This is a genomic window from Deltaproteobacteria bacterium (assembly GCA_026388545.1).
Taxonomy (GTDB): Bacteria; Desulfobacterota; Syntrophia; order Syntrophales; family UBA2185; genus JAPLJS01.
In genome coordinates this window covers 13,462-35,906 of sequence record JAPLJS010000112.1, presented here as the reverse complement: position 1 = coordinate 35,906, position 22,445 = coordinate 13,462, and the positions used below count along the sequence as shown (strand labels likewise).

Annotated in this window: 22 protein-coding genes; 15 read left to right on the top strand and 7 right to left on the bottom strand. The window is 46.8% G+C overall.

Annotated elements, in window-relative coordinates:
- On the bottom strand, positions 1-682 hold a 682-nt coding region (locus tag NTW12_13775; GenBank protein MCX5847405.1), incomplete at its 3' end, for an NAD-binding protein.
- Positions 672-1,508 carry a sulfide/dihydroorotate dehydrogenase-like FAD/NAD-binding protein gene (locus NTW12_13770; GenBank protein ID MCX5847404.1) on the bottom strand — a complete coding sequence of 279 codons (837 nt, stop codon included), beginning with the start codon at positions 1,506-1,508 and terminating at the stop codon, positions 672-674. The genes NTW12_13770 and NTW12_13775, both read right to left, overlap by 11 nt.
- 522 nt (positions 1,509-2,030) lie before the next feature.
- Here NTW12_13770 and NTW12_13765 point away from each other — a divergent pair.
- From NTW12_13765 to NTW12_13715, 11 genes are all read left to right on the top strand, one after another.
- Complete coding sequence (locus NTW12_13765) at positions 2,031-2,387, top strand: NADH-quinone oxidoreductase subunit A (protein ID MCX5847403.1); 357 nt, start codon at positions 2,031-2,033, stop codon at positions 2,385-2,387.
- The gene (locus NTW12_13760; protein ID MCX5847402.1) at positions 2,378-2,899 is read left to right on the top strand and encodes an NADH-quinone oxidoreductase subunit B; all 522 of its coding nucleotides are present in this window, start codon (positions 2,378-2,380) and stop codon (positions 2,897-2,899) included. The genes NTW12_13765 and NTW12_13760 overlap by 10 nt, the downstream gene beginning before the upstream one ends.
- Complete coding sequence (locus NTW12_13755; GenBank protein MCX5847401.1) at positions 2,896-3,354, top strand: NADH-quinone oxidoreductase subunit C; 459 nt, start codon at positions 2,896-2,898, stop codon at positions 3,352-3,354. Before NTW12_13760 ends, NTW12_13755 begins: the two co-directional genes overlap by 4 nt.
- 65 nt (positions 3,355-3,419) lie before the next feature.
- On the top strand, positions 3,420-4,559 hold the full coding sequence (locus NTW12_13750; protein MCX5847400.1) for an NADH-quinone oxidoreductase subunit D: 1,140 nt from the start codon (positions 3,420-3,422) through the stop codon (positions 4,557-4,559).
- 59 nt (positions 4,560-4,618) lie between these two features.
- Positions 4,619-5,713: an NADH-quinone oxidoreductase subunit NuoH gene (gene nuoH / locus NTW12_13745; GenBank protein MCX5847399.1), complete on the top strand. Its 1,095-nt coding sequence runs from the start codon at positions 4,619-4,621 to the stop codon at positions 5,711-5,713.
- Between the two features lie 32 nt (positions 5,714-5,745).
- Complete coding sequence (locus tag NTW12_13740) at positions 5,746-6,150, top strand: NADH-quinone oxidoreductase subunit I (GenBank protein MCX5847398.1); 405 nt, start codon at positions 5,746-5,748, stop codon at positions 6,148-6,150.
- Between the two features lie 12 nt (positions 6,151-6,162).
- Entirely contained in the window at positions 6,163-6,717 is a 555-nt protein-coding gene (locus NTW12_13735; GenBank protein MCX5847397.1) for an NADH-quinone oxidoreductase subunit J, read from the top strand.
- A gap of 40 nt (positions 6,718-6,757) precedes the next feature.
- Positions 6,758-7,060: an NADH-quinone oxidoreductase subunit NuoK gene (nuoK, locus tag NTW12_13730; GenBank protein ID MCX5847396.1), complete on the top strand. Its 303-nt coding sequence runs from the start codon at positions 6,758-6,760 to the stop codon at positions 7,058-7,060.
- Positions 7,061-7,073: 13 nt separating this feature from the next.
- Entirely contained in the window at positions 7,074-9,041 is a 1,968-nt protein-coding gene (nuoL, locus tag NTW12_13725) for an NADH-quinone oxidoreductase subunit L (GenBank protein ID MCX5847395.1), read from the top strand.
- 63 nt (positions 9,042-9,104) lie between these two features.
- Positions 9,105-10,676, top strand: a complete 1,572-nt coding sequence (locus NTW12_13720; protein MCX5847394.1) for an NADH-quinone oxidoreductase subunit M — start codon at positions 9,105-9,107, stop codon at positions 10,674-10,676.
- Positions 10,677-10,730: 54 nt separating this feature from the next.
- Positions 10,731-12,206: an NADH-quinone oxidoreductase subunit N gene (locus NTW12_13715; protein ID MCX5847393.1), complete on the top strand. Its 1,476-nt coding sequence runs from the start codon at positions 10,731-10,733 to the stop codon at positions 12,204-12,206.
- Between the two features lie 80 nt (positions 12,207-12,286).
- Here the strand turns inward: NTW12_13715 and hypE are convergent, their stop codons facing one another.
- From hypE to NTW12_13695, 4 genes are all read right to left on the bottom strand, one after another.
- Positions 12,287-13,297, bottom strand: a complete 1,011-nt coding sequence (gene hypE, locus NTW12_13710) for a hydrogenase expression/formation protein HypE (protein MCX5847392.1) — start codon at positions 13,295-13,297, stop codon at positions 12,287-12,289.
- 39 nt (positions 13,298-13,336) lie between these two features.
- Positions 13,337-13,567 (bottom strand): HypC/HybG/HupF family hydrogenase formation chaperone, encoded by a 231-nt coding sequence (locus NTW12_13705; GenBank protein MCX5847391.1) that lies wholly within the window; start codon positions 13,565-13,567, stop codon positions 13,337-13,339.
- Positions 13,568-13,652: 85 nt separating this feature from the next.
- The gene (gene yihA, locus NTW12_13700; GenBank protein MCX5847390.1) at positions 13,653-14,264 is read right to left on the bottom strand and encodes a ribosome biogenesis GTP-binding protein YihA/YsxC; all 612 of its coding nucleotides are present in this window, start codon (positions 14,262-14,264) and stop codon (positions 13,653-13,655) included.
- 64 nt (positions 14,265-14,328) lie between these two features.
- On the bottom strand, positions 14,329-15,708 hold the full coding sequence (locus NTW12_13695; GenBank protein MCX5847389.1) for a sigma-54 dependent transcriptional regulator: 1,380 nt from the start codon (positions 15,706-15,708) through the stop codon (positions 14,329-14,331).
- 365 nt (positions 15,709-16,073) lie between these two features.
- On the opposite strand from NTW12_13695, the gene atpE reads away from it, so the two are divergent.
- Complete coding sequence (atpE, locus tag NTW12_13690) at positions 16,074-16,442, top strand: ATP synthase F0 subunit C (GenBank protein ID MCX5847388.1); 369 nt, start codon at positions 16,074-16,076, stop codon at positions 16,440-16,442.
- A 275-nt stretch (positions 16,443-16,717) separates the two neighbouring features.
- A complete protein-coding gene (gene ppdK / locus NTW12_13685; GenBank protein ID MCX5847387.1) occupies positions 16,718-19,426 on the top strand; it encodes a pyruvate, phosphate dikinase in 2,709 nt (902 codons plus the stop codon).
- 102 nt (positions 19,427-19,528) lie between these two features.
- Here the strand turns inward: ppdK and eno are convergent, their stop codons facing one another.
- Positions 19,529-20,833: a phosphopyruvate hydratase gene (gene eno / locus NTW12_13680; protein MCX5847386.1), complete on the bottom strand. Its 1,305-nt coding sequence runs from the start codon at positions 20,831-20,833 to the stop codon at positions 19,529-19,531.
- A gap of 183 nt (positions 20,834-21,016) precedes the next feature.
- Between eno and NTW12_13675 the strand changes: the two genes are divergently transcribed.
- Both NTW12_13675 and smpB read left to right on the top strand, forming a co-directional pair.
- Complete coding sequence (locus NTW12_13675; GenBank protein ID MCX5847385.1) at positions 21,017-21,781, top strand: tRNA 2-thiocytidine(32) synthetase TtcA; 765 nt, start codon at positions 21,017-21,019, stop codon at positions 21,779-21,781.
- Between the two features lie 128 nt (positions 21,782-21,909).
- Positions 21,910-22,377, top strand: coding sequence for an SsrA-binding protein SmpB (gene smpB, locus NTW12_13670; GenBank protein ID MCX5847384.1), 468 nt, complete (start codon positions 21,910-21,912; stop codon positions 22,375-22,377).
- Positions 22,378-22,445: the final 68 nt, after the last annotated feature.

Sequence of the window (22,445 nt, the reverse complement as noted above, 5' to 3'; positions counted from 1 at the left end):
CCACCGTTTTTAATCTGCCGATTGCCGCATTCGTTACGATCTTTACACCGAGTTTTTCCAGGTAATCCACTTCCGCATCGACGATCGCCTTGGGAAGACGGAACTCGGGAATGCCATAGATCAAAACGCCGCCCGACTTATGCAGGGCTTCGAAAATCGTTACATCGTGGCCGATTTTTACCAGATCACCGGCTATGGTGAGTCCTGCAGGCCCGGCGCCGACTACGGCGATCTTTTTACCTGTTGGCGGAGCTATCTCGGGAATTAAAATATTGCCGGACTCACGCTCAAAATCCGCCGCGAAGCGTTCAAGTCTTCCGACAGCTACGGGATCGTCTTTCTTGCCAAGGATACAGACCTTCTCACACTGATCTTCCTGGGGGCAGACTCTTCCACATACAGCGGGCAGACCGTTTGTTTCCTTAAGTTTGCGGGCTGCTCCGATAAAATCTCCATCCGCAATCAACTTTATGAATTCGGGAATCTTAACATCGACAGGACAACCTGCTACGCACGCCGGTTTTTTACACTGAATACAGCGCTTTGCCTCTGTCATAGCGATTTCCGCTGTATATCCGTACGGGACCTCGTCGAAGTTGTTTACACGTTTTTTGGGGTCCTGTTCAGGCATTGCCTGACGGGGAATCTTTTCCTTCTTTTCTTTCTTTTCCTTATTTTCCATGGCATTCACACCTGTATCTCTCCGTCGCCTGCTTTTCCTGCTCGTTATACATTTTGAGGCGGGTTATTAATAAATTGAAATCGACTTCATGGCCGTCAAACTCCGGACCATCCACACAGCCAAACTTTGTCTTTCCCCCTACCGATACACGGCATGCACCGCACATCCCTGTGGCATCGACCATGATCGGGTTCAGACTTACGATGGTCTTTAAACCATACGGCTTCGTCACATTGGCAAGAACCCTCATCATCGGTACCGGCCCGATGGCGTACACGATGTCGATCTTTTCTTTCGAGTCGATGAGATTCTGCAACACCGCGCTGACAAAACCATGGAAACCATAACTCCCGTCATCGGTGGCTACGAGCAACTGATCACTTACCTTTCTCATGTCATCCTCGAGAATCAGGATATCCTTTGTCCGCGCACCGATAATGGATATGACCTTGTTCCCGGCTTTCTTGAGTGCCGCAGCTATGGGATACGCCACGCCAATTCCCACCCCTCCGCCGACAACCACGACTGTACCGAAGTTTTCTATCTCGGTGGGGTGACCAAGGGGTCCCAGTACGTTGAGGATGTAATCACCTTTTTCCATCTTCGCCAGTTTGGCGGTTGTCTTACCCACGATCTGATAGATAATCGTGAGGGTTCCCTTTTCGCTGTCGGAATCAACGATGGTCAATGGGATTCTCTCTCCTTTTTCATCGATCATCAGAACGATGAACTGCCCTGCCTTTCTCTTGCGGGCAACCTCAGGAGCCTCAATAACCATTTTGACAACAATTTCCTGTAAAAATGTCTTTTCTAATATCTTGAACAATGCTCTATCTCCTATCATTTATTAATATTTTAGGAAGATTATGCATCTCCCTATATTCAATAACTGACCGTTACCGCACAATTTTCTTGTGATCGACCTTATGACAAACGGTCACTCTGATACCACATTTCGCTTGAAAGTCAAGAGATAATATAAGACACATATATGCAGAGATATTTTATTTAAGTAAAAATATCTCCGAATATCAATATCTTACTATGGATAACCAGAGGAAGATGCATCCCTTCGTATTGTTGCTTCTCCTTTCAAATATTCTTAAGGAGAAGGATTATTTCGCTTGACTTACTGCGACACTTAAAGTAAGAGAGCGCGACAAAGTCAACTGTAAGTTGACATTCTCACAAAAATATCTGTGTAAATTTATCAAGGCAATGCAGTCCACGTATCTATTCATCCCAGTCTGGCAAAAGGACATGCCGCTGAACCCGGAGGCAGAGCCGACCAGGTAGACAATAAAATTCGTATAGCATTAAGACCGAATTGTTTTGAGAAAGGGCCGTTATGTTGCTTGATTATTTGCCAATCGCCATTTATCTCATTGTGTCTGTCGGATTTGGTGTTGTTATCGTTCTCTTCTCAACACTCTTAGGACCACGAATCCCCGGGAGAGTCAAACACGAGCCGTATGAATGCGGCATGGAACCCATCGGACCCAACCGTATCCGTTTTAGCGTAAAATTCTACATCATTGCCATGCTCTTCATTGTGTTCGATATTGAAGCGGTCTTCCTTTTCCCCTGGGCGGTTGTCTTCAAGGATCTGAAACTTTTCGGGTTCATTGAAATGGGCATATTCATCGTCATTTTGTTCGCCGGCCTGGCATACGTATGGCGTAAAGGAGCGTTGGAATGGGATTAGAGACTTATTTAGGCGATAAGTGTGGCGACGGGCTGATAATAACTTCCATGGAAAAGGCGATCAACTGGGCGCGAAAGAGTTCATTGTGGCCCTGTACTTTTGGGCTGGCATGCTGCGCCCTGGAGATGATTGATGTAGCATTGTCACCCTATGATCTATCCCGCTTCGGCATGGAGGTTTTCCGGCCTTCCCCACGCCAGGCGGATTTAATGATTGTGGCGGGAACAGTTACCAAAAAGATGCTGCCCGTGGTTTTGCGGATTTATGAGCAGATGACTGAGCCTAAATGGGTGATCTCCATGGGATCTTGTGCTTCCAGCGGAGGGATCTTTCGCTCCTATGCGGTAGTTCAGGGGATTGATCAATATCTCCCCGTGGATATGTACATTCCCGGTTGTCCCCCGCGTCCGGAGGCGCTTCTCGACGGTATTCTCAAATTGCATGATAAGATTATGCAGGAAAAGCCACTGCATTCCAAAGAAACAATCCAATCAGGGAGCTGCAAAATATGACGGATGTAACCAAGCTCAAAAGCACATTCCCCGATGCGGTATTGAACGTAGAAGAGTTTCGGGGAGATGTCACCGTTACTGTGAAGCGGGAGGCGTTGCTTCAGGTGTGCACCTTTTTGCGGGATGATCCGGAATACTCTTTCCGCTTTTTAGCGGATGTCACCGCAGTGGATTATAAAGACAAGACCCCTCGTTTCGTCATGGTTTATCATTTGCTTTCCCATGAACTCAATCAGAGGCTGCGACTTAAGGTTCCTCTGGAGGGCGAGAGGCCTGAAATCGAAACGGTTGTCGGTATCTGGCCAACCGCCAACTGGCACGAGCGCGAAACCTATGACTTGATGGGCGTCAAATTTGTGAATCACCCCGATCTGCGGCGTATCCTTCTCCCCTACCATTGGGATTGTCACCCACTCAGAAAGGATTATCCACTGGAAGGTAAAGGCGAGTTGTAAAGGGATTTCCAGCAGTCGGAAAACAGTAAAGACAGCAGGAATGAATAAATAGATAAGGGTCAAGCATGGCAGAACCGGAAATCAAGTTATATGAAAAGGAGCGAGAAGGCGGCGAAACCGAGACCATGGAAATTAACATGGGGCCGCAGCACCCTTCCACCCACGGAGTCTTCCGGGCGGTGGTTGAACTGGACGGTGAGACTGTGGTCAAGGTGGTCCCGCATCTTGGCTATTTGCACCGCGGCATTGAAAAACTCGCAGAAAACAGAACGTATCATCAGATTATTCCCTTGACGGACCGGCTGGATTATATGGCCGGAGCATCAAACAACCTGGGTTATTGCCTGACAGTAGAAAAACTTATGGGGATCGAGATACCGCCACGAGGACAATATATCCGGGTGATCATCACCGAGTTGAGCCGCATCTCCAGCCATCTTTTCTGGGCAGGCGCCACAGCTCACGACCTGGGCGCTATGACCCCCTTCTTCTATATGGTCAGGGAACGTGAACAGATCCTCTTTTTCCTGGAGATGATTACCGGTTCCCGCCTCACCCCATCCTTTTTCCGTATCGGCGGTATGGCGATGGATCTTCCCCCTGAATTCCACGACGAATGCATGAAGTTCGTAAAAGCCTTTCCACCACGCGTGGATGAATATGAAGCGCTTTTAACGGAGAACGTGATTTGGAAGAGCCGTACGCAAGGAGTAGGGTATCTTTCGGCAGAGGATTGCATGAAACTCGGAGTTTCCGGTCCTATGGCGAGAGCCGCCGGCATTAACTGGGATTTACGGAAGAATCAACCGTATTCGGGCTATGACAACTTTGATTTTAAGGTCCCTGTATATCATGGGTGCGACGCCTATGACCGCTATCGGGTACGCATGATGGAAATGCGTCAGAGCAACGAGATCATCCGCCAGGCTTTGGAAGGTCTGCCGGAGGGAGATCACAGTGTAGCAATGAAGGCTTCCATCAAGCCTCCGGCGGGAGAAGTTTATATGGCGATTGAGGCCCCCCGCGGCGAACTCGGATTCTATATTATAAGTGACGGCACCGTGCAGCCGTTCCGTATGAAAATCCGCGCTCCCACGTTTGTCAATCTGCAATCTCTGGCCAAGATGAGTGAAGGGAAGCTTTTTTCCGACATGGTGGCGGCGCTGGCCAGCGTGGATTTGGTACTGGCAGAGGTGGACCGTTAGGTGAGTATTCATTAAACTTAAAACGCTGTATAAACTCCAATTGGGAAGACAGAACAATCATGCCTGAAATGAATATGGATCTGGTGGCTTCAGTTATTTTAATGCTGATAAAGATAGGGGTGTTTTTCGCCATATTTATGTTAATCCTGGCATACATCACCCTTGTGGAAAGGCGCTTCCTGGGTTTCTTCCAGGAGCGCTACGGTCCCAATCGAGTGGGTTGGCAGGGGCTTCTGCAGCCGGTCGCAGACGGCATTAAAATGTTTTTAAAAGAAGATATAACGGTCTCGGAAGCCAACAAAGCAGTATATATCATGGCCCCCATTGTTTTTGTCTCTGCAGCCCTCATGACATTTGCGGTGATTCCCTTCGGAGATGTGATTTGGCCGGCGACGATGGAAATAGGAGGTCGAGTCTATAATTTCACCCTGGCCAATGCCAATCGCGGGGTTATCGCCGATGTCAATGTGGCAATACTGGTGATTTTTGCGATTTCCTCCATCGGGATTTACGGCCTCATCATGGCCGGCTGGAGCTCCAACAACAAATATTCCTTTTTAGGGGGCGTGCGCGCTTCGGCTGTGATGATAAGCTATGAATTAGCTGCCGGACTGGCCGTCATAGGCATTATCATGACCACCGGTTCCATGAGCCTGATGGATATCGTGAAGTATCAAGAAGGCTGTTGGTTCGGTATCATTCCCAAGTGGTTCTGTTTTAAACAACCGCTGGCCTGCGTAATTTTTTTGATAGCGATTTTTGCCGAGACCGGTCGTACGCCTTTCGACTTCACAGAATGTGAAAATGAAATTGTTGCGGGTTATCAAACGGAATACAGCTCCATGAAATTCGCTTTGTTCTATCTGGCAGAATATGGACATATCCTGGCCGCCAGCGCATTGATGGTGACATTCTTCTTCGGTGGATGGCAGGGGCCGTTCCTGGATGTGCCTGTATTAATGTATTTCCTGCCGGTTATTTATTTTAGCGTAAAAACTTTTATTGGGGTGTTCTTCTTCATCTGGGTACGGGCCACATACCCCCGTCTTCGTTATGACCTCCTGATGAAGTTGGGATGGAAATTTTTACTGCCTGCAACACTGGTAAACATTCTCATTTCTCCGATTACGATGAAGTTTTTTGGAGACATGTAAATTTAAAGCGAAAAATTGGTACAGGAAAGATCATGATAATTCCACTTGCAAAAGGTTTAGCACTTACATTCAAGACCCTCTTCCGTCCGCGGATAACCCTGCAGTATCCCGAAGAGAAAAAAGTCATGTATGAAAGATGGCGCGGACGTCCTTGTCTTGTTAAAGGAGAAGACGGACAGGAAACATGTATCGGCTGTGGTATCTGCGCCCGGGGATGCCCTGCACAGGCGATCAAGGTTACAAGCGGGAAAAGGGAAGACAATACCCGTTACCCGACGACATTTGAATTGGATATCGGTCGCTGTATCTTCTGCAGTTTCTGTGCACAAAGCTGCCCGAAGGACGCCATAATACTGAGTCATGCGTATGAATTGGCCACGGATGATAAGAAGAAGCTTCTTCTCAACAAAGAAGATCTTTTACAGTGTCCGGAATAAGGAGAAGGCTTGATGGAGCTGTTTTTATTTATTGTTATCGGCGGAATCACTCTAATATCCAGCTTTTTCGTTGTGTTTCAGAGGAGTCCCCTCTATTCAGCCCTCTTTTTGATTCTTACCTTGCTCTCCATGGCTGGTCTTTACCTCGTGTTGGGAGCCGAATTTATAGCCCTCATCCAGGTGATTGTCTATGCCGGCGCCGTCATGGTACTTTTCCTTTTTGTTATTATGCTTCTGAATTTAGACAAAGAGAAGCGTGATTGGCTGACGGGGCATACGATACAGAAAATTCTCGGATTCGTTATTGTCGTGGTGCTGGTACCGTTAATCGGTTTGGGAATATCCACTTCGCTCTTGTTCAGCAATTCCCAGTTGGGTGCACAAGGAACCTATAGCCCGCAAATAGCCGAAAAAGTAAGTAATACAGCAGCGGTCGCGTCTTTGTTGTTCACGGACTACATCCTGCCTTTTGAAATCACCTCGGTGTTGCTCCTGGTGGCAATGGTAGGAGTGGTTTACCTGGCAAGGCGCATTAAAAAGCCAAATCCTTCCGGGGAGAAGAGCTGAAAGCAAGGAACTTTAAGAACAGGAGAGAGAAGGAAAAGATATGCTTCCCATGAGTTATTACCTGGTACTCGGCACCCTGATTTTCGGGTTGGGGGTTCTGGGGGTATTGATACGACGCAATGCCCTGGTGATCTTCATGTCCATCGAGCTAATGTTAAACGCGGTGAACTTGACTTTTATCACTTTGTCCCGCTATCTGGAAACTCTCCATGGCCAGATTTACGTATTTTTTGTCATGACTGTGGCGGCTGCCGAGGTAGCTGTGGGGCTGGCCATTATTATGCTGCTCTACCGTAATTGGGGAACAGCCAACATAGACGACATCAACTTGATGAAGTGGTAAAAAGGAGCTGACGATGCATCAGTATGTTTGGCTGATTCCTTTATTTCCCATTTTGGGAGTTTTGATCAACGGACTTCTGGGACATAAGCTGCCGAAAAAGGTGATCGGTCCGATTGCCTGCATTGCCGTAGGGCTTTCGGCAATTCTGTCAACACTGATTTTTTTAGAAGTGAAGGCCTTGCCCCCCGAATCTCGCATCCTGAACGACGTCATATCGTATACATGGATGGTGGCCGGAGACTTCTCCGTGGATATCGGTTTTCTGATTGATCCCCTTTCCCTCGTAATGCTTCTGGTGGTCTGTTGGGTAAGCCTGCTGATCCATATCTATTCCATCGGATATATGCATGGCGACCCCGGTTACGCCCGTTATTTCACCGAGCTTAACCTGTTTGTCTTCTTCATGCTGATCTTAGTATCCGCCAATAACTTACTTATGATGTTTGTAGGATGGGAAGGTGTAGGGCTCTGCTCCTACCTCCTCATCGGTTTCTGGTATGAAAAGAAATCCGCGACCGATGCAGGGAATAAAGCATTCATCGTTAATAGGATCGGCGATTTCGGGTTTCTCCTGGGAATCTTCGCTATTTTCTTTTATACGGGGACCCTCAATTTCCAGGATGTTTTTGCCAGGGCGCCTTCGGCTTTTGCATACGGCGGTATGGAGATTACCTTAATTACGCTGGCTCTTTTTGTGGGGGCCACGGGAAAGTCGGCCCAGATTCCGCTCTATACCTGGTTGCCTGATGCCATGGAGGGTCCCACCCCGGTTTCCGCCCTCATCCATGCTGCTACAATGGTGACCGCCGGCGTTTATATGGTCGCACGTATGAACATTCTTTTCATGATGGCGCCCGTGTCGCTTTTGGTGGTGGGAATTATCGGAGCACTTACCGCCATTTTTGCTGCCACCATCGGTATGACCCAGTTTGACATCAAAAGGGTGCTGGCCTATTCCACGGTCAGTCAGTTGGGATATATGTTTTTAGCCTGCGGGGTAGGGGCGTTTTCCATCGGTATCTTTCATCTGATGACGCACGCCTTTTTCAAGGCCCTGCTCTTTATGGGCGCCGGCAGCGTCATGCACGCTCTTTCCGGGGAGTTGGATATGCGGAAAATGGGTGATCTGCGAAAGCACATGCCCCACACTTACCGTACTTTTCTGATCGGCACCCTGGCCATAGCCGGTATCCCACCACTCGCCGGGTTCTTCAGTAAAGACGAAATTCTCTATAAGGCATTCAGTAATCAGGGTACGATTTGGGAAATGAGCGGCTATGTACTGTGGTTCATCGGCCTTACTGCGGCGCTTATTACGGCCTTCTACATGTTCCGTGCGGTGTTCATGACCTTCTACGGAAAAAGCCGTGTGGCGCCGGAGGTGGCCAAGCACCTGCATGAATCCCCCGCGGTGATGACCGTACCCCTGTGGATTTTAGCCATCCTTTCCATCATCGGCGGCTGGATCGGGATACCCTGGATTGGAAGCCTGAATCTCTTTCCACAATGGCTGGAGCCCGTGATGAAGGGCAAGGAAGTCGTAAGTCAAATGACTGCGGTTACCGTACATGCTGTCCACCATTCCATAAGTTTCGAGCTGTTGATGGCGTTAGTCTCTGTTATTATAGCTGCAATCGGCATATTCATTGCCCATAAGTTCTATGTAAAGAACCCGGAACTTCCCGACCGCTTAACCTATGGCAGATTTTTCCCGATGTACAGGCTTGTACTGGATAAATACCGTATTGACGAGTTGTACGATCGTCTGTTCGTTATGCCTATTCTTTGGCTTTCTGACAAATTACTGTTGAAAGTGGTCGATGACAAAATCATTGACGGTACCGTCAACGGTATTGCGAACGTAGCCAAGGGGTTGGGTGATTGGACACGACGCGTGCAGACCGGCTACGTACAAAACTACGCTTTAATGATTGTGGTCGGCTTGATGCTGATCTTTTCCTATATTGTTTATTTGTACTGAGATGTTTGCATAGCAGAGACCTTTCACAAAGGTCTCATACTGACCAAATAAGGAGCCGGATTGATGAGTTATCTACTTACAACCATTACTTTTTTGCCCATGCTTGGGGTGCTGATTCTCCTGTTCATGAACCGGGAGCAGGGGAAGTTGATGAAGCTGATGACGTTTGTGGTTACCCTGGCAACCTTTCTGGTCTCCCTTCTTCTGTTACGGGATTTTAGCTGTACCACCGCCAGCGCCCAGTTCGTGGAAAAATATGCGTGGATTCCCGACTTCGGCATCAACTATTTTATAGGAATTGACGGTCTGTCGCTATTGCTGGTACTGCTCACCACCTTCTTTACACCCATTTGTGTGCTGGCCTGCTGGGAAGACATTCAGAAAATGGTGAGAGAATTCATGATCTGCCTGCTGTTCCTGGAAACCGGCATGATCGGCGTATTTGTTTCTTTCGATGTATTCCTCTTTTATGTCTTCTGGGAAGTCATGCTGATTCCCATGTATCTTCTCATCGGCATCTGGGGCAACCCCGCCCGCCGGATTTACGCCGCAGTCAAGTTCTTCATATATACAATGTTTGGAAGCGTACTCATGCTGGTCGCCATTCTTTACCTGTATTTCCAACACTATGAAACGACAGGGATATATTCCTTCAACATATTTGATCTCTATAACACGGTGCTTGATAGCGACACACAATTGTGGCTATTTCTCGCTTTTTCGCTGGCCTTCGCCATCAAGGTACCAATATTTCCGTTTCATACCTGGCTTCCGGACGCTCACACGGAGGCGCCCACGGTGGGCAGTGTCCTTCTTGCAGCGATACTCCTGAAGATGGGTACTTACGGATTCCTGCGCTTTAGTCTTCCGCTTTTCCCCAATGCTGCCATAGATTATGGCGTATGGTTATTCCTGACCCTGGGTTTGATCGGAATCATTTACGGTGCATGGGTCTGCATCGTGCAAAAAGACTTGAAGCGGCTGGTTGCCTTCTCAAGCGTAAGCCACCTGGGATTTGTCGTGATGGGTATTTTTGCATTCAACGCCATCGCCATGGAAGGCGCTATTTTACAAATGATTAACCATGGGCTGTCAACCGGCGCCCTCTTTCTCATTGTAGGCATGATCTATGAGAGACGGCATACCCGCATGATCGAGGAATTCGGCGGACTTTCAAAGGTGATGCCGGCTTTTGCCACAATCTTTTTAATCGTAACCTTATCATCCATCGGACTGCCGGGATTGAACGGTTTTGTAGGAGAATTCTTGATTCTGGTGGGCACTTTCATGAAATACAAAATATTTGCCATCCTTGGGGCCTCCGGGGTGATTTTTGCAGCAGTATACATGCTCTGGATGTTCCAGCGTGTGATGTATGGCGAAGTGACCAACCCGAAGAATCAGGTGTTAAAGGATCTCTCAAAACGAGAATGGGCGGTGCTGCTGCCGGTGCTGCTCTTTATTTTCTGGATCGGCTTGTATCCCACGCCGTTTCTGCGCACCACGGAAGCTTCGGTGAATAATCTTTTGCAGCAGATAGATAAGAAATACACATTAGTTGTGAATGCGGAAAAGCAGGGTGGATATCACCTCTCTAAAATTGAAAAGACGCCACCGGTAACGGAAAAACATTAGTCGGCTGTGGATTTTTTTGAACTAGAATTACCGCATCCGTGGAGGAAACAATAAATGAATATCATTATTCCTGCGATTAACTGGGCCAGCATCGCCCCGGAACTCGTTATCTTTATCACCGCGCTGGTCGTGCTTTTGGTCGGGGCGTTTTTCCCCAGGGTATCGAGTGGATTTATTGCGGGAATAAGTCTTTTAGGAGTAGCGCTCAGCTTTCTGGTGACTGCCTCCCTGTGGGGCAGTTCGGAGCTTGCTTTCGCCAATATGTTGGCACTTGACAACTACAGTCTCTTTTTCAATTTTATTTTTCTCATTTGCACCGGGTTAACCATCCTTGCCTCCATCGGCTACTTCGGGAAATTTTCGGAATCCGTCGAGCATGCAGAGTACTACGGGCTGATTCTTTTTTCCTGCGTAGGAATGATGTTTATGTCAGCAGGTGCGGATTTGATCACCATATTCCTGGGCCTTGAAACTATGTCCATCTCCATCTATATCTTGGCAGCCTTTGTCAAAAAGGACATCAAAGGCAACGAAGCCGCTCTCAAGTATTTGCTGCTGGGCGCCTTTTCCACGGGCTTCTTACTTTACGGAATCGCTCTCGTCTTCGGCGCCACCGGCTCTGCCAATCTCGTTGCGATCTACAAATATCTGAATGTGCCCGCCAAGGTATTCTCACCCATGCTTCTCTTCGGTATGGGGCTATTGATCGTAGGGTTCGGGTTTAAAATTGCCTCCGTGCCGTTCCACATGTGGACGCCGGATGTATACGAAGGGGCGCCCACCACAGTTACCGCTTTCATGTCTGCCGGTGTAAAAGCAGCAGCCTTTGCGGCCTTCCTGCGGATCTTTGTTTACGCATTACCCTCGTTGCAGCCGGATTGGACAGTCATTCTGTGGGTGTTGGCAGTCCTGACCATGACTATAGGTAATCTTGCAGCGCTTTTACAGGAGAATATCAAGCGCATGCTTGCCTATTCCAGCATCGCTCATGCCGGCTATATTATGATAGGCATGGTTGCGGCTAAGCATGCCGCTGATGATATGGGCACGTATAGTATCTTGTACTACCTGATGGCCTATACGTTCATGAATGTGGGAGCATTCATCATTGTTATTCTCTATGGGCGGAAAGCGGAAGACAATTTGAATATAAGCGACTATGCCGGAATGGGCTACAAATACCCGGTGTTGGGCGCAACCATGGCAATTTTCATGTTTTCCCTGGCGGGTATTCCACCCACTGCCGGATTTATTGGCAAATTCTATGTTTTTGCCGCTGCGATTAAAGGAGGATTCATTGATTTAGCAATTATCGGCGTCATCAACAGCGTACTTTCCGTGTATTACTATTTACGCGTCACGATCATGATTTATATGCGTGAGCCGACAACCGATATGCCTCCCCTGCAATTCTCCCGGGCAGCCACCCTGGCGACGACCATTGCAGCTTTGGCAACCTTGATTTTGGGGATATTCCCTGAGAAATTCATTAGCCTTGCCCGTCAATCCGTTTCCCTGCTTTTAGGTTAAACGGATCGAAGTTCCCCCCTGTACGATACGTGTTGAAATTCGGGAGAAGCCCCGACTTTTTATGGTAAGGGATATCTATCTTAACAAATTCGGGGAACCAACTCCCCGGTTGGCAGGTCTATTTCCCGTGCTCCGCCGATTACCGTATTCATTACAAGGCGTCCACGGCCTTTTTTATGGACTTCTCCGATAATGGCGGCATTTTTACCATATTCGTTTTTCTTCATGGCCTTTAAAACTTTTCCGGTATCTTCCGGAGGGCAGAATACTACCATCTTTCCCTCGTTGGCCAGAAATAATGGATCAAGGCCGAGGATCTCGCAGATCCCTCTTACTTCATCCTGTACCGGAATGTCTATTTCTTCGATTGTGATCTGGAACTCTGACTGTGTCGCGATTTCACAAAGGATAGCACCAAGACCGCCTCTCGTTACATCCCGCATGCAGTGAATGTTACGACTTACCTTCAGGATGCTTTCAACGAGAGAGTTCAACGGTGCAGAATCCGATACAATCTCGGACCTAAAACCCAGGTCTTGCCGTTTGCTTAATATAGCAGCGCTGTGATCACCGATAGTTCCGTTGATGATCACCTTGTCTCCCGGCATTATGCTCTTTGGAGAGATTATTCCTTTATACTTAATAACACCGATACCGGAAACATTGATAAAAATACCGTCCGCCGCTCCTTTTGCTACTACCTTTGTATCCCCTGTAACAATCTGCGTACCGGCTTTTGCTGCCGCCCCTGCCATGGAGGTAATAATCTTTTCCAAATCCTCCATGCTGAAACCTTCCTCAAGAATAAAACCGGCACTTAAAAAAAGAGGAACTCCTCCGCACATGGCAATATCATTAACCGTGCCGTGTACAGCAAGGGAACCGATGTCGCCGCCGGGGAAAAAGATAGGACTTACGACATAAGAATCTGTGGAAAAACAAAGCTTTTTGTTGCCTATGTCGAAGACGGCGCCGTCTTCCATTCGTTCCAGGTATGTATTCTTCAATTTGGGGAGGAATGTATGGGCGATTAATTCACTCATCAATAAACCGCCGCCCCCGTGATCCAGCAAGATTTTGTCGTATTGCATCCTTAGATATCTCTCTTCAACCGTTGTATCGAAGGGTCGTCAACGTGTTTCAGTTTCAACTATCGCTTTTAAGCAATCCAACATTTCCTGAGCCAACTCATCATCTATCCTGTGAATAGCAAAACCCGCATGGCATATTACATAATCACCCGGCGCTGTATCATCATCAACCAGATCGAGACGCATTTCACGCCGTGTACCGCTGATATCGATAATAGCTCGTTTATTCTCAGCTATTGAAATTATCTTTCCAGGAAAACCAAGGCACATCGGTAATAACTCCTTACTTTATGAAACTCTCAAATGCAGATTTTTATGCGGCGGGAGTATAGGCAATTGAAAACTGTGTGTCAAGTTATACTTTTGGAACGATGGATAGTGAAGGATCTTGATCTATTTCATTCTGTATGGCTCTCCAGATAGCAATTTTCCCCTCTCCGGTTCGTGCGGAAAAAAGGATGGGATCTGTGGTCAAACCGAGAAATTCCTTGATGTGGCGATGGCGGACAACCGCCTGGCTTCGGGACAGTTTGTCACTTTTTGTCAGAACGAAAAGGACGGAAATATTGTACAAGCAAAGCCACTGATGGAAAGCAATTTCCTCCGCTGAAGGATCTCTTCTGACATCAAGGATAAGAACGACGAGAATTAAGGTTTCTCTTTCCTTGAGGTATGTTTCTATCATCGGCCCCCACTTTTTTCTTACTGTTTCCGGTACCTTCGCGAATCCATAGCCGGGTAAATCAACAAAAGATATTTGATTGTTCACCTTGAAGAAATTGATGAGCTGGGTGCAACCGGGCGTACTGCTCGTCCGTGCAAGTTTTTTTCTTTGCGTTAAAGCGTTGATGAGTGAAGATTTTCCTACATTGGATTTGCCCGCAAAGGCAACCTCGGGAAGTTCTTCTTCAGGATAGTGAGCAGGCGAAGTTGCGGATTTGATAAATTCTGTCGATACTATTTTCATAAAACGCTTTCAATTGAATTTCAGATGCAAAATACAATAGAGTTTGTACCATATAATGCAACCGTCATTCCTGTTCAAAGGGTATTCCGTATTTTTCCAGCTTCCTTTCAAAGGTAGGGCGAGAGATACCAAGTATTTCGCATATTTCTCCCTTGGTTTTGTTGCTGCTTGTTTTGATAACCTTGCGGATGTACCTCTCTTCAACCTCATCCAGCGTCCGCGGTCTGCCCGATTCAGTAATCGTATCATTACTGTTTGCTTCAGTCTTGTTTTTTTGGATACCCTCAAAAAATTCAAAAAAATCTTCTCTTACGAGTATCTGTCCCTTGGCAATCACAACGGCACTGACGAGGAGATTTTCCAATTCTCTGATATTTCCAGGCCAACTGTATTTGAGAAAGACTTCCATCACATCGTCAGATACACCCAATATTTGCTTATTAAGATCGAGGTTGATCTTTGCAAGAAGATAATCAACAAGGGGGGCAATGTCTTCTTTTCTTTCCCTAAGCGGCGGGATATTTATCGATACGACATTAAGGCGATAATAAAGATCATCCCTGAATTTTCCTTCCTCGACAAGGCTTTTAATTTCCCTATTCGTTGCTGCAACAATTCTTGCATTTACCTTTACCCTGTCTTTTCCGCCAACCCTTTCAAATTCCATCTCCTGAAGCACCCTGAGAAGTTTAGCCTGAAGATTCAAGGACATCTCGCTGATCTCATCCAAAAATACGGTGCCATACCGGGCAAGTTCAAACTTTCCAAGTTTCCGGGAAATGGCTCCTGTAAAAGAACCCTTCTCATGGCCAAACAGTTCTGATTCAAGCAATGTTTCCACAATTGCTGAACAGTTAACCGCAACATACGGTTCATTCGGTGATGTGTTGCGGTGAACGACCTTGGCAATTAATTCCTTACCCGTGCCGCTCTCACCCTGGATAAGCACAGTGGTTTTACTCTGAGAAACGACACCGATGATCTTAAAGATATCACTCATTTCCTTACCCCTGCCGATGATATCCCCGGCTTTGAAACGCAGCGGGGGCTTCAGGAGAAGACCATCTACTTTTTTCTCCATTTGACTGGCCCTTAAAGCCTTTCGGACAGCCGTTCGGAGTTCATCCATGTTGAGGGGTTTGCTGATATAATCAAAAGCTCCGGCCTTCATGGCATTAATCGTTGTGTCCATGTCATGATCTGCCGTAACCATTATTACCTTGACATTTTCATCATCCTCTTTTAAGTCCTCAAGAACCGTAAATCCATCAATATCGGGTAGGCTTATATCCAGAATAACAACGTCAGGTGAGGTTTCTACGAATCTGTTCAAACCGTCAGTTCCGGTTGCGGCTGTGGATACTTCATACCCTTCTTCGGTAAAACTATAGCTCAGGGCCTTACAAACCGAATCGTCATCATCAATAATAAGAATTTTTGCCATTTCTTTTGTCTTTATAAAAAACGTTACTATGCCGGCAGCGAGTTGCAAGTTTTAATACTAATGGTCTCACGTTAAAATTTCAATAAAAATATATATATATTCTTTAGATTTAACGTTTCGTTAAATTCATCTGTGCAATTGAACGAAATGTTAAACCCAATGCCCCGGCAAAACAGAAGTATTGATGTCTCCGGAAAATATTATAGCGTTATTCCACAATGTTAGTACTAATACCATAAATTGAAACAAATGGCATGCCTATTGCGTATGTCCCTCTATGTTTTAGAAGTTTTTGCCCCAAAGAAATCCCAACTCTGGGGGGAGATCTATATAAATAAAAAAAATTAAGGAAAGGAGTAGAAGTGATGTTAAAGAAAATTACAACTGTATTAATGACAATGGCCGCTTTCTTGCTATCTTCGCAGGTTATCTTTGCGGCAGAAAAGGCTGCAGAACAGGGTGGGGAGTCTTACGTAAAGGTTCTTTTCGCTTTTGGCGCCATGTTTGCAGCAGGTATAGCGATGGGTGTGGGTGCTGTAGGAGCCGGGTTGGGAATCGGTACCGCCACTAACGGCGCATGTCAGGCAGTAGGAAGAAACCCCGGCGTACAGGGCAAAATCATGATGACCATGCTCATCGGTATGGCCATGGCAGAATCAATCGCCATTTATGCTCTGGTTATTTCGCTTGTTCTTCTCTTTGCAAACCCCTTTACAAAATTTTTCTTGGGTTAATTCGAGACAAATCAAGCACTTAAATTAATGGTTGCAAAAAGGCCGGAATTTTTAATTCCGGCCTTTTTATTACAAATCCTCTCCCTGTAATTCTTTCCTTAAACTTACCTACATTTCCATTTGACTTAAAAAAGCAAAACTGCTAAAAATACACGGTTATGGAATATTTTAATTGCGTAACATCCTCACGAGTTAAACCTATAGTTTCATTTATGTTATACCGAATCAAGAGAAATTATTAAATTCTAATTTAGACACTATTCAAGGAGGGACGAATGTCTGGAAAGTATGTTTATGGGTTTGGCGGCGGTAAGGCTGACGGTAAGGCTGACATGAAAGAATTGCTGGGCGGCAAGGGGGCGAATTTGGCGGAAATGGCCAAGCTTGGTATTCCCGTACCTCCAGGTTTTACTATTACAACCGAAGTTTGCAATTATTACTATAAACACAAAAAATCGTATCCGCCTCAGTTTAAAAATGATGTCAAGAAAGCTCTCGCAAACGTTGAAACTATTATGAAGGCTAAATTCGGCGATCCGGAAAATCCCCTTCTGCTTTCCATTCGGTCCGGCGCGCGCTCTTCCATGCCTGGCATGATGGAAACGGTTTTGAATGTCGGTCTTAACGAAAAGACTATTAAAGGTTTGATTGCTAAAACAGGTAATGATCGTTTCGCGTATGACGCCTACCGTCGTTTGATAATGATGTATTCGGATGTTGTTATGGAAAAAGCAGCCGGCATCGAACCAAAGGAGGGCAAAGGCGTCCGCATGCAACTTGAGCATGCCATGGACACAATGAAAGAAAAACGCGGCATTGTTCAGGATACGGATCTTACCGGAGCCGACCTGAAAGAGCTTACAAGAATATTCAAAGCAAAAGTAAAGCAAGCCCTGGGGAAAGAATTTCCCGATGATCCCTACGAACAGCTTTGGGGTGGGATAGGCGCAGTTTTCCAGAGCTGGAACGGGAAACGCGCCATTTCTTATCGCCGGATTGAGGGCATTCCGGATGAATGGGGCACAGCGGTGAGCGTTCAATCCATGGTCTTCGGGAATATGGGTGATCACAGTGCGACCGGTGTTGCCTTCACAAGAAATCCCGCGACGGGCGACAGCAATTTTTACGGTGAATGGCTGGTTAATGCACAGGGAGAAGACGTCGTAGCGGGTACCCGGACGCCGAACCCCCTCAATATTAAAAATAAGACAGAAGATACCAAACACCTCGAAAGCCTCGAAGAAGCTATGCCGAAATTGTATAAGGAGATTGTAGGGATTCGAAACAGGCTGGAGAAGCACTATAAAGATATGCAGGATATTGAATTCACCATCCAGGAAGGACGCCTGTGGATGCTGCAGACCCGCACGGGAAAACGCAACGGCGCTGCGGCGATAAAAGTAGCCGTGGAAATGGTGAAAGAAGGGCTTATCAATGAGAAGACGGCTGTACTGCGGGTGAGGCCGTCGCAGTTGGATGAGTTACTCCATGATATGCTCGATCCGGCAGAGGAAAGAAAAGCCCGTGTCCTCGCAAAGGGTTTGCCGGCGGGTCCCGGTGGGGGAACCGGCCAGGTCGTATTCACTGCAGAGGATGCTGAAAAATGGGTAAAAGAAGGTAAAAAAATAATTCTTGTACGTAACGAGACTTCTCCTGAAGATGTGCATGGGATGCATATCGCTGAGGCGATACTGACTGCAAAGGGCGGTATGACGAGCCATGCGGCACTAGTGGCCCGTGGATGGGGAAAATGCTGTATCGTTGGCTGCTCCGCACTGGAAATCGATATGGGCAAGAAGCTGATGAACGTGAATAACAGAACAATAAAAGAAGGAGACTGGATTTCTCTCAATGGTTCAACAGGGAGGGTCTACGAGGGGAAAATCCCATCGATCACGCCTGATCTGAAAACCAATAAAGAATACATGCAGCTCATGAAATGGGCTGATAAGTTCCGCAAGCTCGGTGTTCGCACCAATGCTGATCGTCCCCAAGACGCCGCTCAGGCACGAGCCTTTGGCGCTGAAGGTATCGGTCTCACCCGAACGGAGCACATGTTCTTCGGTCCGGAGCGCATCATGCCCATGCGTGAGATGATCGTTGCCGAGAATGAAGAGGCCCGCCGCAAGGCAGTCATGAAAATATTGCCGTTCCAGCGACAGGATTTTATGGGCATACTCGAAGCTATGAAAGGTCTCCCTGTAACCATTCGTCTCCTCGATCCCCCATTGCATGAATTTGTGACACTTGATGATCAGCAGGCTGAAGACTTGGCAAAGCAGCTCGGCATTACCGTTAAGCAACTGAAAGCACGCATTGATTCCTTGCATGAACTCAATCCGATGCTCGGTCACCGCGGATGCCGTCTGGGCATCGCCTATCCGGAAATCACCGAAATGCAGGCTCGTGCCATTTTTGAGGCTGCCGCTGCATTAACAAAGAAAGGCGTTAAAGTGTATCCGGAGGTAATGGTTCCCTTGGTAGGTTCTGCCACTGAATATAATCATCAGGAAGCTATTATTCGCCGCATGGCTGACGAGGTGATGAAAGAGAAGGGTGTGAAGTTCAAATACCTAGTCGGAACCATGATCGAAGTGCCGAGGGCGGCGCTGACAGCGGATGAGATCGCGAAAACCGCCGAATTCTTCTCCTTTGGTACGAACGACCTTACGCAAACCACCTTTGGTTTTTCACGTGATGACATCGGCGGTTTCCTTCCCATTTATCTTGAAAAGAAAATACTTCCCGAAGATCCTTTCCAGAGTCTGGATGAAACGGGAGTCGGTCAATTAGTCGAAATGGGTACCAGGAAAGGCCGCTCTACAAGGCCAAAACTCAAGGTAGGTATCTGTGGTGAACACGGCGGCGATCCCAGGTCCATTGACCTCTGTCATCGTGTCGGAATGGACTACGTTTCCTGTTCGCCGTTCCGTGTGCCTATTGCGAGATTGGCAGCCGCTCATGCGGCACTGACGAACAAGTAGAATCCGTATATTGAATTGCTGTAGAACCTTCGTGATCAAAAAAAGCCGTTGTCTTCACAAAGAAAGGCGAAGACAACGGCTTTAATATTTCCGAAAAAAGCGCTATTTAGATGCGGACTTTTTTCTAATACTGTAGAAGGCCGATTTCCCGGGATAGACTGCATACTCACCGAGTTGCTCCTCTATCCTCAGAAGTTGATTGTATTTTGCCAGCCGTTCGCTTCTTGATAAAGATCCGCTTTTAATCTGTCCGCAGTTCGCCGCAACAGCGATATCGGCCATGTAACTGTCTTCCGTTTCACCGGACCTGTGGGAAATAACAGTCGTGTATCCGGCTTCCTTTGCCTTCTGAATTGTTTCCAGGGTCTCAGTAAGAGTTCCGATCTGGTTAAGCTTGATCAGGATGGAATTGCCGACGCCGAGAGAAATGCCTTTTTCCAACCTTTTCTTGTTCGTCACAAAGATGTCATCCCCCACAATCTGGACCTTGTTGCCCAGCGTGTCGGTAAGGATCTTCCATCCTTCCCAGTCGTCTTCTGCCAGACCGTCTTCAATGGATATGATGGGATATTTTTTAACCAGGTCCTGATAGAATTTGACCATTTCCGCGGCTGTCTTGTTGGGTTTCTTTTCGGCTGCGAGTACGTATTTCCCGTCTGCGAAAAAGGAGCTTGCCGCAGAATCAATGGCGATATAAATGTCCTTTCCCGGTTTATATGAGGCTTTTTCTATTGCCTCCATGATTACGACCAATGCCTCTTCATTGGATTTGAGATTGGGTGCAAAGCCGCCTTCGTCCCCGACGGAAGTGTTATACCCCTTGCTTTTTAATACGGATTTTAAGGTGTGAAAGACTTCCGCGGACATACGCAATCCTTCCTTGAAGTTCTTTGCACCGACAGGCATGATCATGAATTCCTGAATATCAACGTTGTTGTCGGCATGCTGACCGCCATTTATGATATTCATCATGGGAACGGGGATATCCTTTGCGGCAACTCCGCCGATATACCGGTAAAGAGGGAGTTCTAAAGACTGTGCCGCAGCCTTGGCACAGGCCAGCGATACGCTCAAAATGGCATTGGCGCCGAGGGCGCCTTTATTCTCTGTACCATCCAGCGAGATCATTGTGTAATCGATATCTCTTTGGTTCAGACTGTCGATCCCTATGATTTCAGGTCCGATTTTGTTGATAACATTGTTGACGGCCTTTTCCACACCTTTACCCAAATACCGCTTTTTATCGCCATCACGAAGCTCAAGCATTTCATGTTCTCCCGTTGATGCACCCGATGGAACAGACGCACGGCCGGTGATACCAGAAATAAGTGTTACTTCAGCTTCAACTGTCGGATTACCTCTTGAATCCAGTATTTCCCTTGCATAAACATTGATGATCTCAGTCATATGGCCTCCTTCATATCGGGATTTTTTGTAACCGTTTATGTATACCAATCCGATTCAAAATACAAGGTCATTATCAAAAGTCAGCCACTTCGACATTTCGTTCAAAATGCGATAAGCGCTTGAAGAATCTTGATATAATACTGAACCTCGTGTAAGATTACAAAAAAGGCAGCAGGGAATAGTGTGGATGTGGTAGCGGATAAGAAAAGAAAACTTTTTCATCATCTGAAAAAATGGATGGAAAAGGCAATTATGGATTACAGCATGATAGAAGAGGGTGACAAGGTCCTGGTCGGCGTGTCCGGCGGGATTGACAGCCTTGCGCTCCTCGACCTTCTCAATGCTCCAATGGTATATGTTCCCCCGTTTACACTTCTGGCAGTGAACATCGATATGGGTTTTGATCCGGATTATCGTGATTACGGCATCCTGGAAGCGTATTTTAAGGAAAAAAACTATTCCTATGCCATGGAAAAGACGGATATCGGTTCTCTCTCCCACAGTGATTATAATTGGAAGAATCCATGTTTTATGTGTTCAAGACTCCGAAGGAAGCGGATATTCCAGATAGCCGATGAGGCCGGCTGTAACAAAATTGCCCTTGCTCACCATAAGGATGATATTATCGAGACGCTTCTCATCAATCTCTTTTATGGGAGAGAGATCAGTACCATGATGCCCATGCAGTCGATTTTCCAGGGGAGTCTTCATATCATCCGTCCTCTTGCGTTTATCGGAGAGGACCTGGTGAAGAGATACGGGAGAGAACAAAATATTCCCGTTATCGAAAATCGATGTCCCACGAGCAAAACATCCAAGAGGGTGTATATCAAGAAACTTTTAAAAGAACTCGAACGGGAAAACAGAGGCATCCGTGAGAATATTTACAAGGCATTAAGACACGTGAAGGTGGATTATCTGCCGACAGTCCTGAGAGACATTAAGTAAAGATGGGAAATGTCCGGATTATCAATGATGCCGGTCCGCCGGCATATTTCATATTTTCCACGCAGGACGGGCATCTCGCCTGTCATCATTGCCAAGGACGGTATTTTTAAAGTCTTCGTTGAGGAAACATGGTTAAAAAACAGTCAGCAGAAAAAATAATCGCCCAGAATAAAACCGCGCGGTTGAACTACTTCATAGACGATACCTATGAGGCAGGGATCGTCCTTGTGGGTACGGAAGTGAAGGCGCTCCGGGAGGGGAAGGCAAATCTTAAGGACAGTTATGCCATGGTAAAGGACGGGGAGGTATTTATCCATGAAATGCACATCAGTCCTTACTCTTTCGGCAACCGTTCAAACCATGATCCGCTGAGGGTTAGGAAACTTCTCCTTAATAAGGGGGAGATCAAGCGGCTATACGGAAGGTCTAGAGAAAAGGGACTTGCTCTCATTCCTCTAAAAGTATACTTCAAGAACGGAAAGATAAAAATAGAGATCGGTGTTGGACGGGGGAAGAGGCTGTACGATAAACGGGAAAGCCTCAAGAACAAAGAGGATAGGAGGGAAATCGATCGGGGACTGCGTGGAAAAGGATAAGACAGTTCACGGACTGACTGAATTAACTTGACTAGAAAGATGTCCCGCATTATATTATCTCATAACAG

Coding starts and splice junctions, on each gene's coding strand:
- NTW12_13765 (MCX5847403.1), top strand. CDS start 2,031: ATGTTGCTTGATTATTTGCCAATCGCCATTTATCTCATTGTGTCTGTC.
- NTW12_13760 (MCX5847402.1), top strand. CDS start 2,378: ATGGGATTAGAGACTTATTTAGGCGATAAGTGTGGCGACGGGCTGATA.
- NTW12_13755 (MCX5847401.1), top strand. CDS start 2,896: ATGACGGATGTAACCAAGCTCAAAAGCACATTCCCCGATGCGGTATTG.
- NTW12_13750 (MCX5847400.1), top strand. CDS start 3,420: ATGGCAGAACCGGAAATCAAGTTATATGAAAAGGAGCGAGAAGGCGGC.
- nuoH (MCX5847399.1), top strand. CDS start 4,619: ATGCCTGAAATGAATATGGATCTGGTGGCTTCAGTTATTTTAATGCTG.
- NTW12_13740 (MCX5847398.1), top strand. CDS start 5,746: ATGATAATTCCACTTGCAAAAGGTTTAGCACTTACATTCAAGACCCTC.
- NTW12_13735 (MCX5847397.1), top strand. CDS start 6,163: ATGGAGCTGTTTTTATTTATTGTTATCGGCGGAATCACTCTAATATCC.
- nuoK (MCX5847396.1), top strand. CDS start 6,758: ATGCTTCCCATGAGTTATTACCTGGTACTCGGCACCCTGATTTTCGGG.
- nuoL (MCX5847395.1), top strand. CDS start 7,074: ATGCATCAGTATGTTTGGCTGATTCCTTTATTTCCCATTTTGGGAGTT.
- NTW12_13720 (MCX5847394.1), top strand. CDS start 9,105: ATGAGTTATCTACTTACAACCATTACTTTTTTGCCCATGCTTGGGGTG.
- NTW12_13715 (MCX5847393.1), top strand. CDS start 10,731: ATGAATATCATTATTCCTGCGATTAACTGGGCCAGCATCGCCCCGGAA.
- hypE (MCX5847392.1), bottom strand. CDS start 13,297: ATGCAATACGACAAAATCTTGCTGGATCACGGGGGCGGCGGTTTATTG.
- NTW12_13705 (MCX5847391.1), bottom strand. CDS start 13,567: ATGTGCCTTGGTTTTCCTGGAAAGATAATTTCAATAGCTGAGAATAAA.
- yihA (MCX5847390.1), bottom strand. CDS start 14,264: ATGAAAATAGTATCGACAGAATTTATCAAATCCGCAACTTCGCCTGCT.
- NTW12_13695 (MCX5847389.1), bottom strand. CDS start 15,708: ATGGCAAAAATTCTTATTATTGATGATGACGATTCGGTTTGTAAGGCC.
- atpE (MCX5847388.1), top strand. CDS start 16,074: ATGTTAAAGAAAATTACAACTGTATTAATGACAATGGCCGCTTTCTTG.
- ppdK (MCX5847387.1), top strand. CDS start 16,718: ATGTCTGGAAAGTATGTTTATGGGTTTGGCGGCGGTAAGGCTGACGGT.
- eno (MCX5847386.1), bottom strand. CDS start 20,833: ATGACTGAGATCATCAATGTTTATGCAAGGGAAATACTGGATTCAAGA.
- smpB (MCX5847384.1), top strand. CDS start 21,910: ATGGTTAAAAAACAGTCAGCAGAAAAAATAATCGCCCAGAATAAAACC.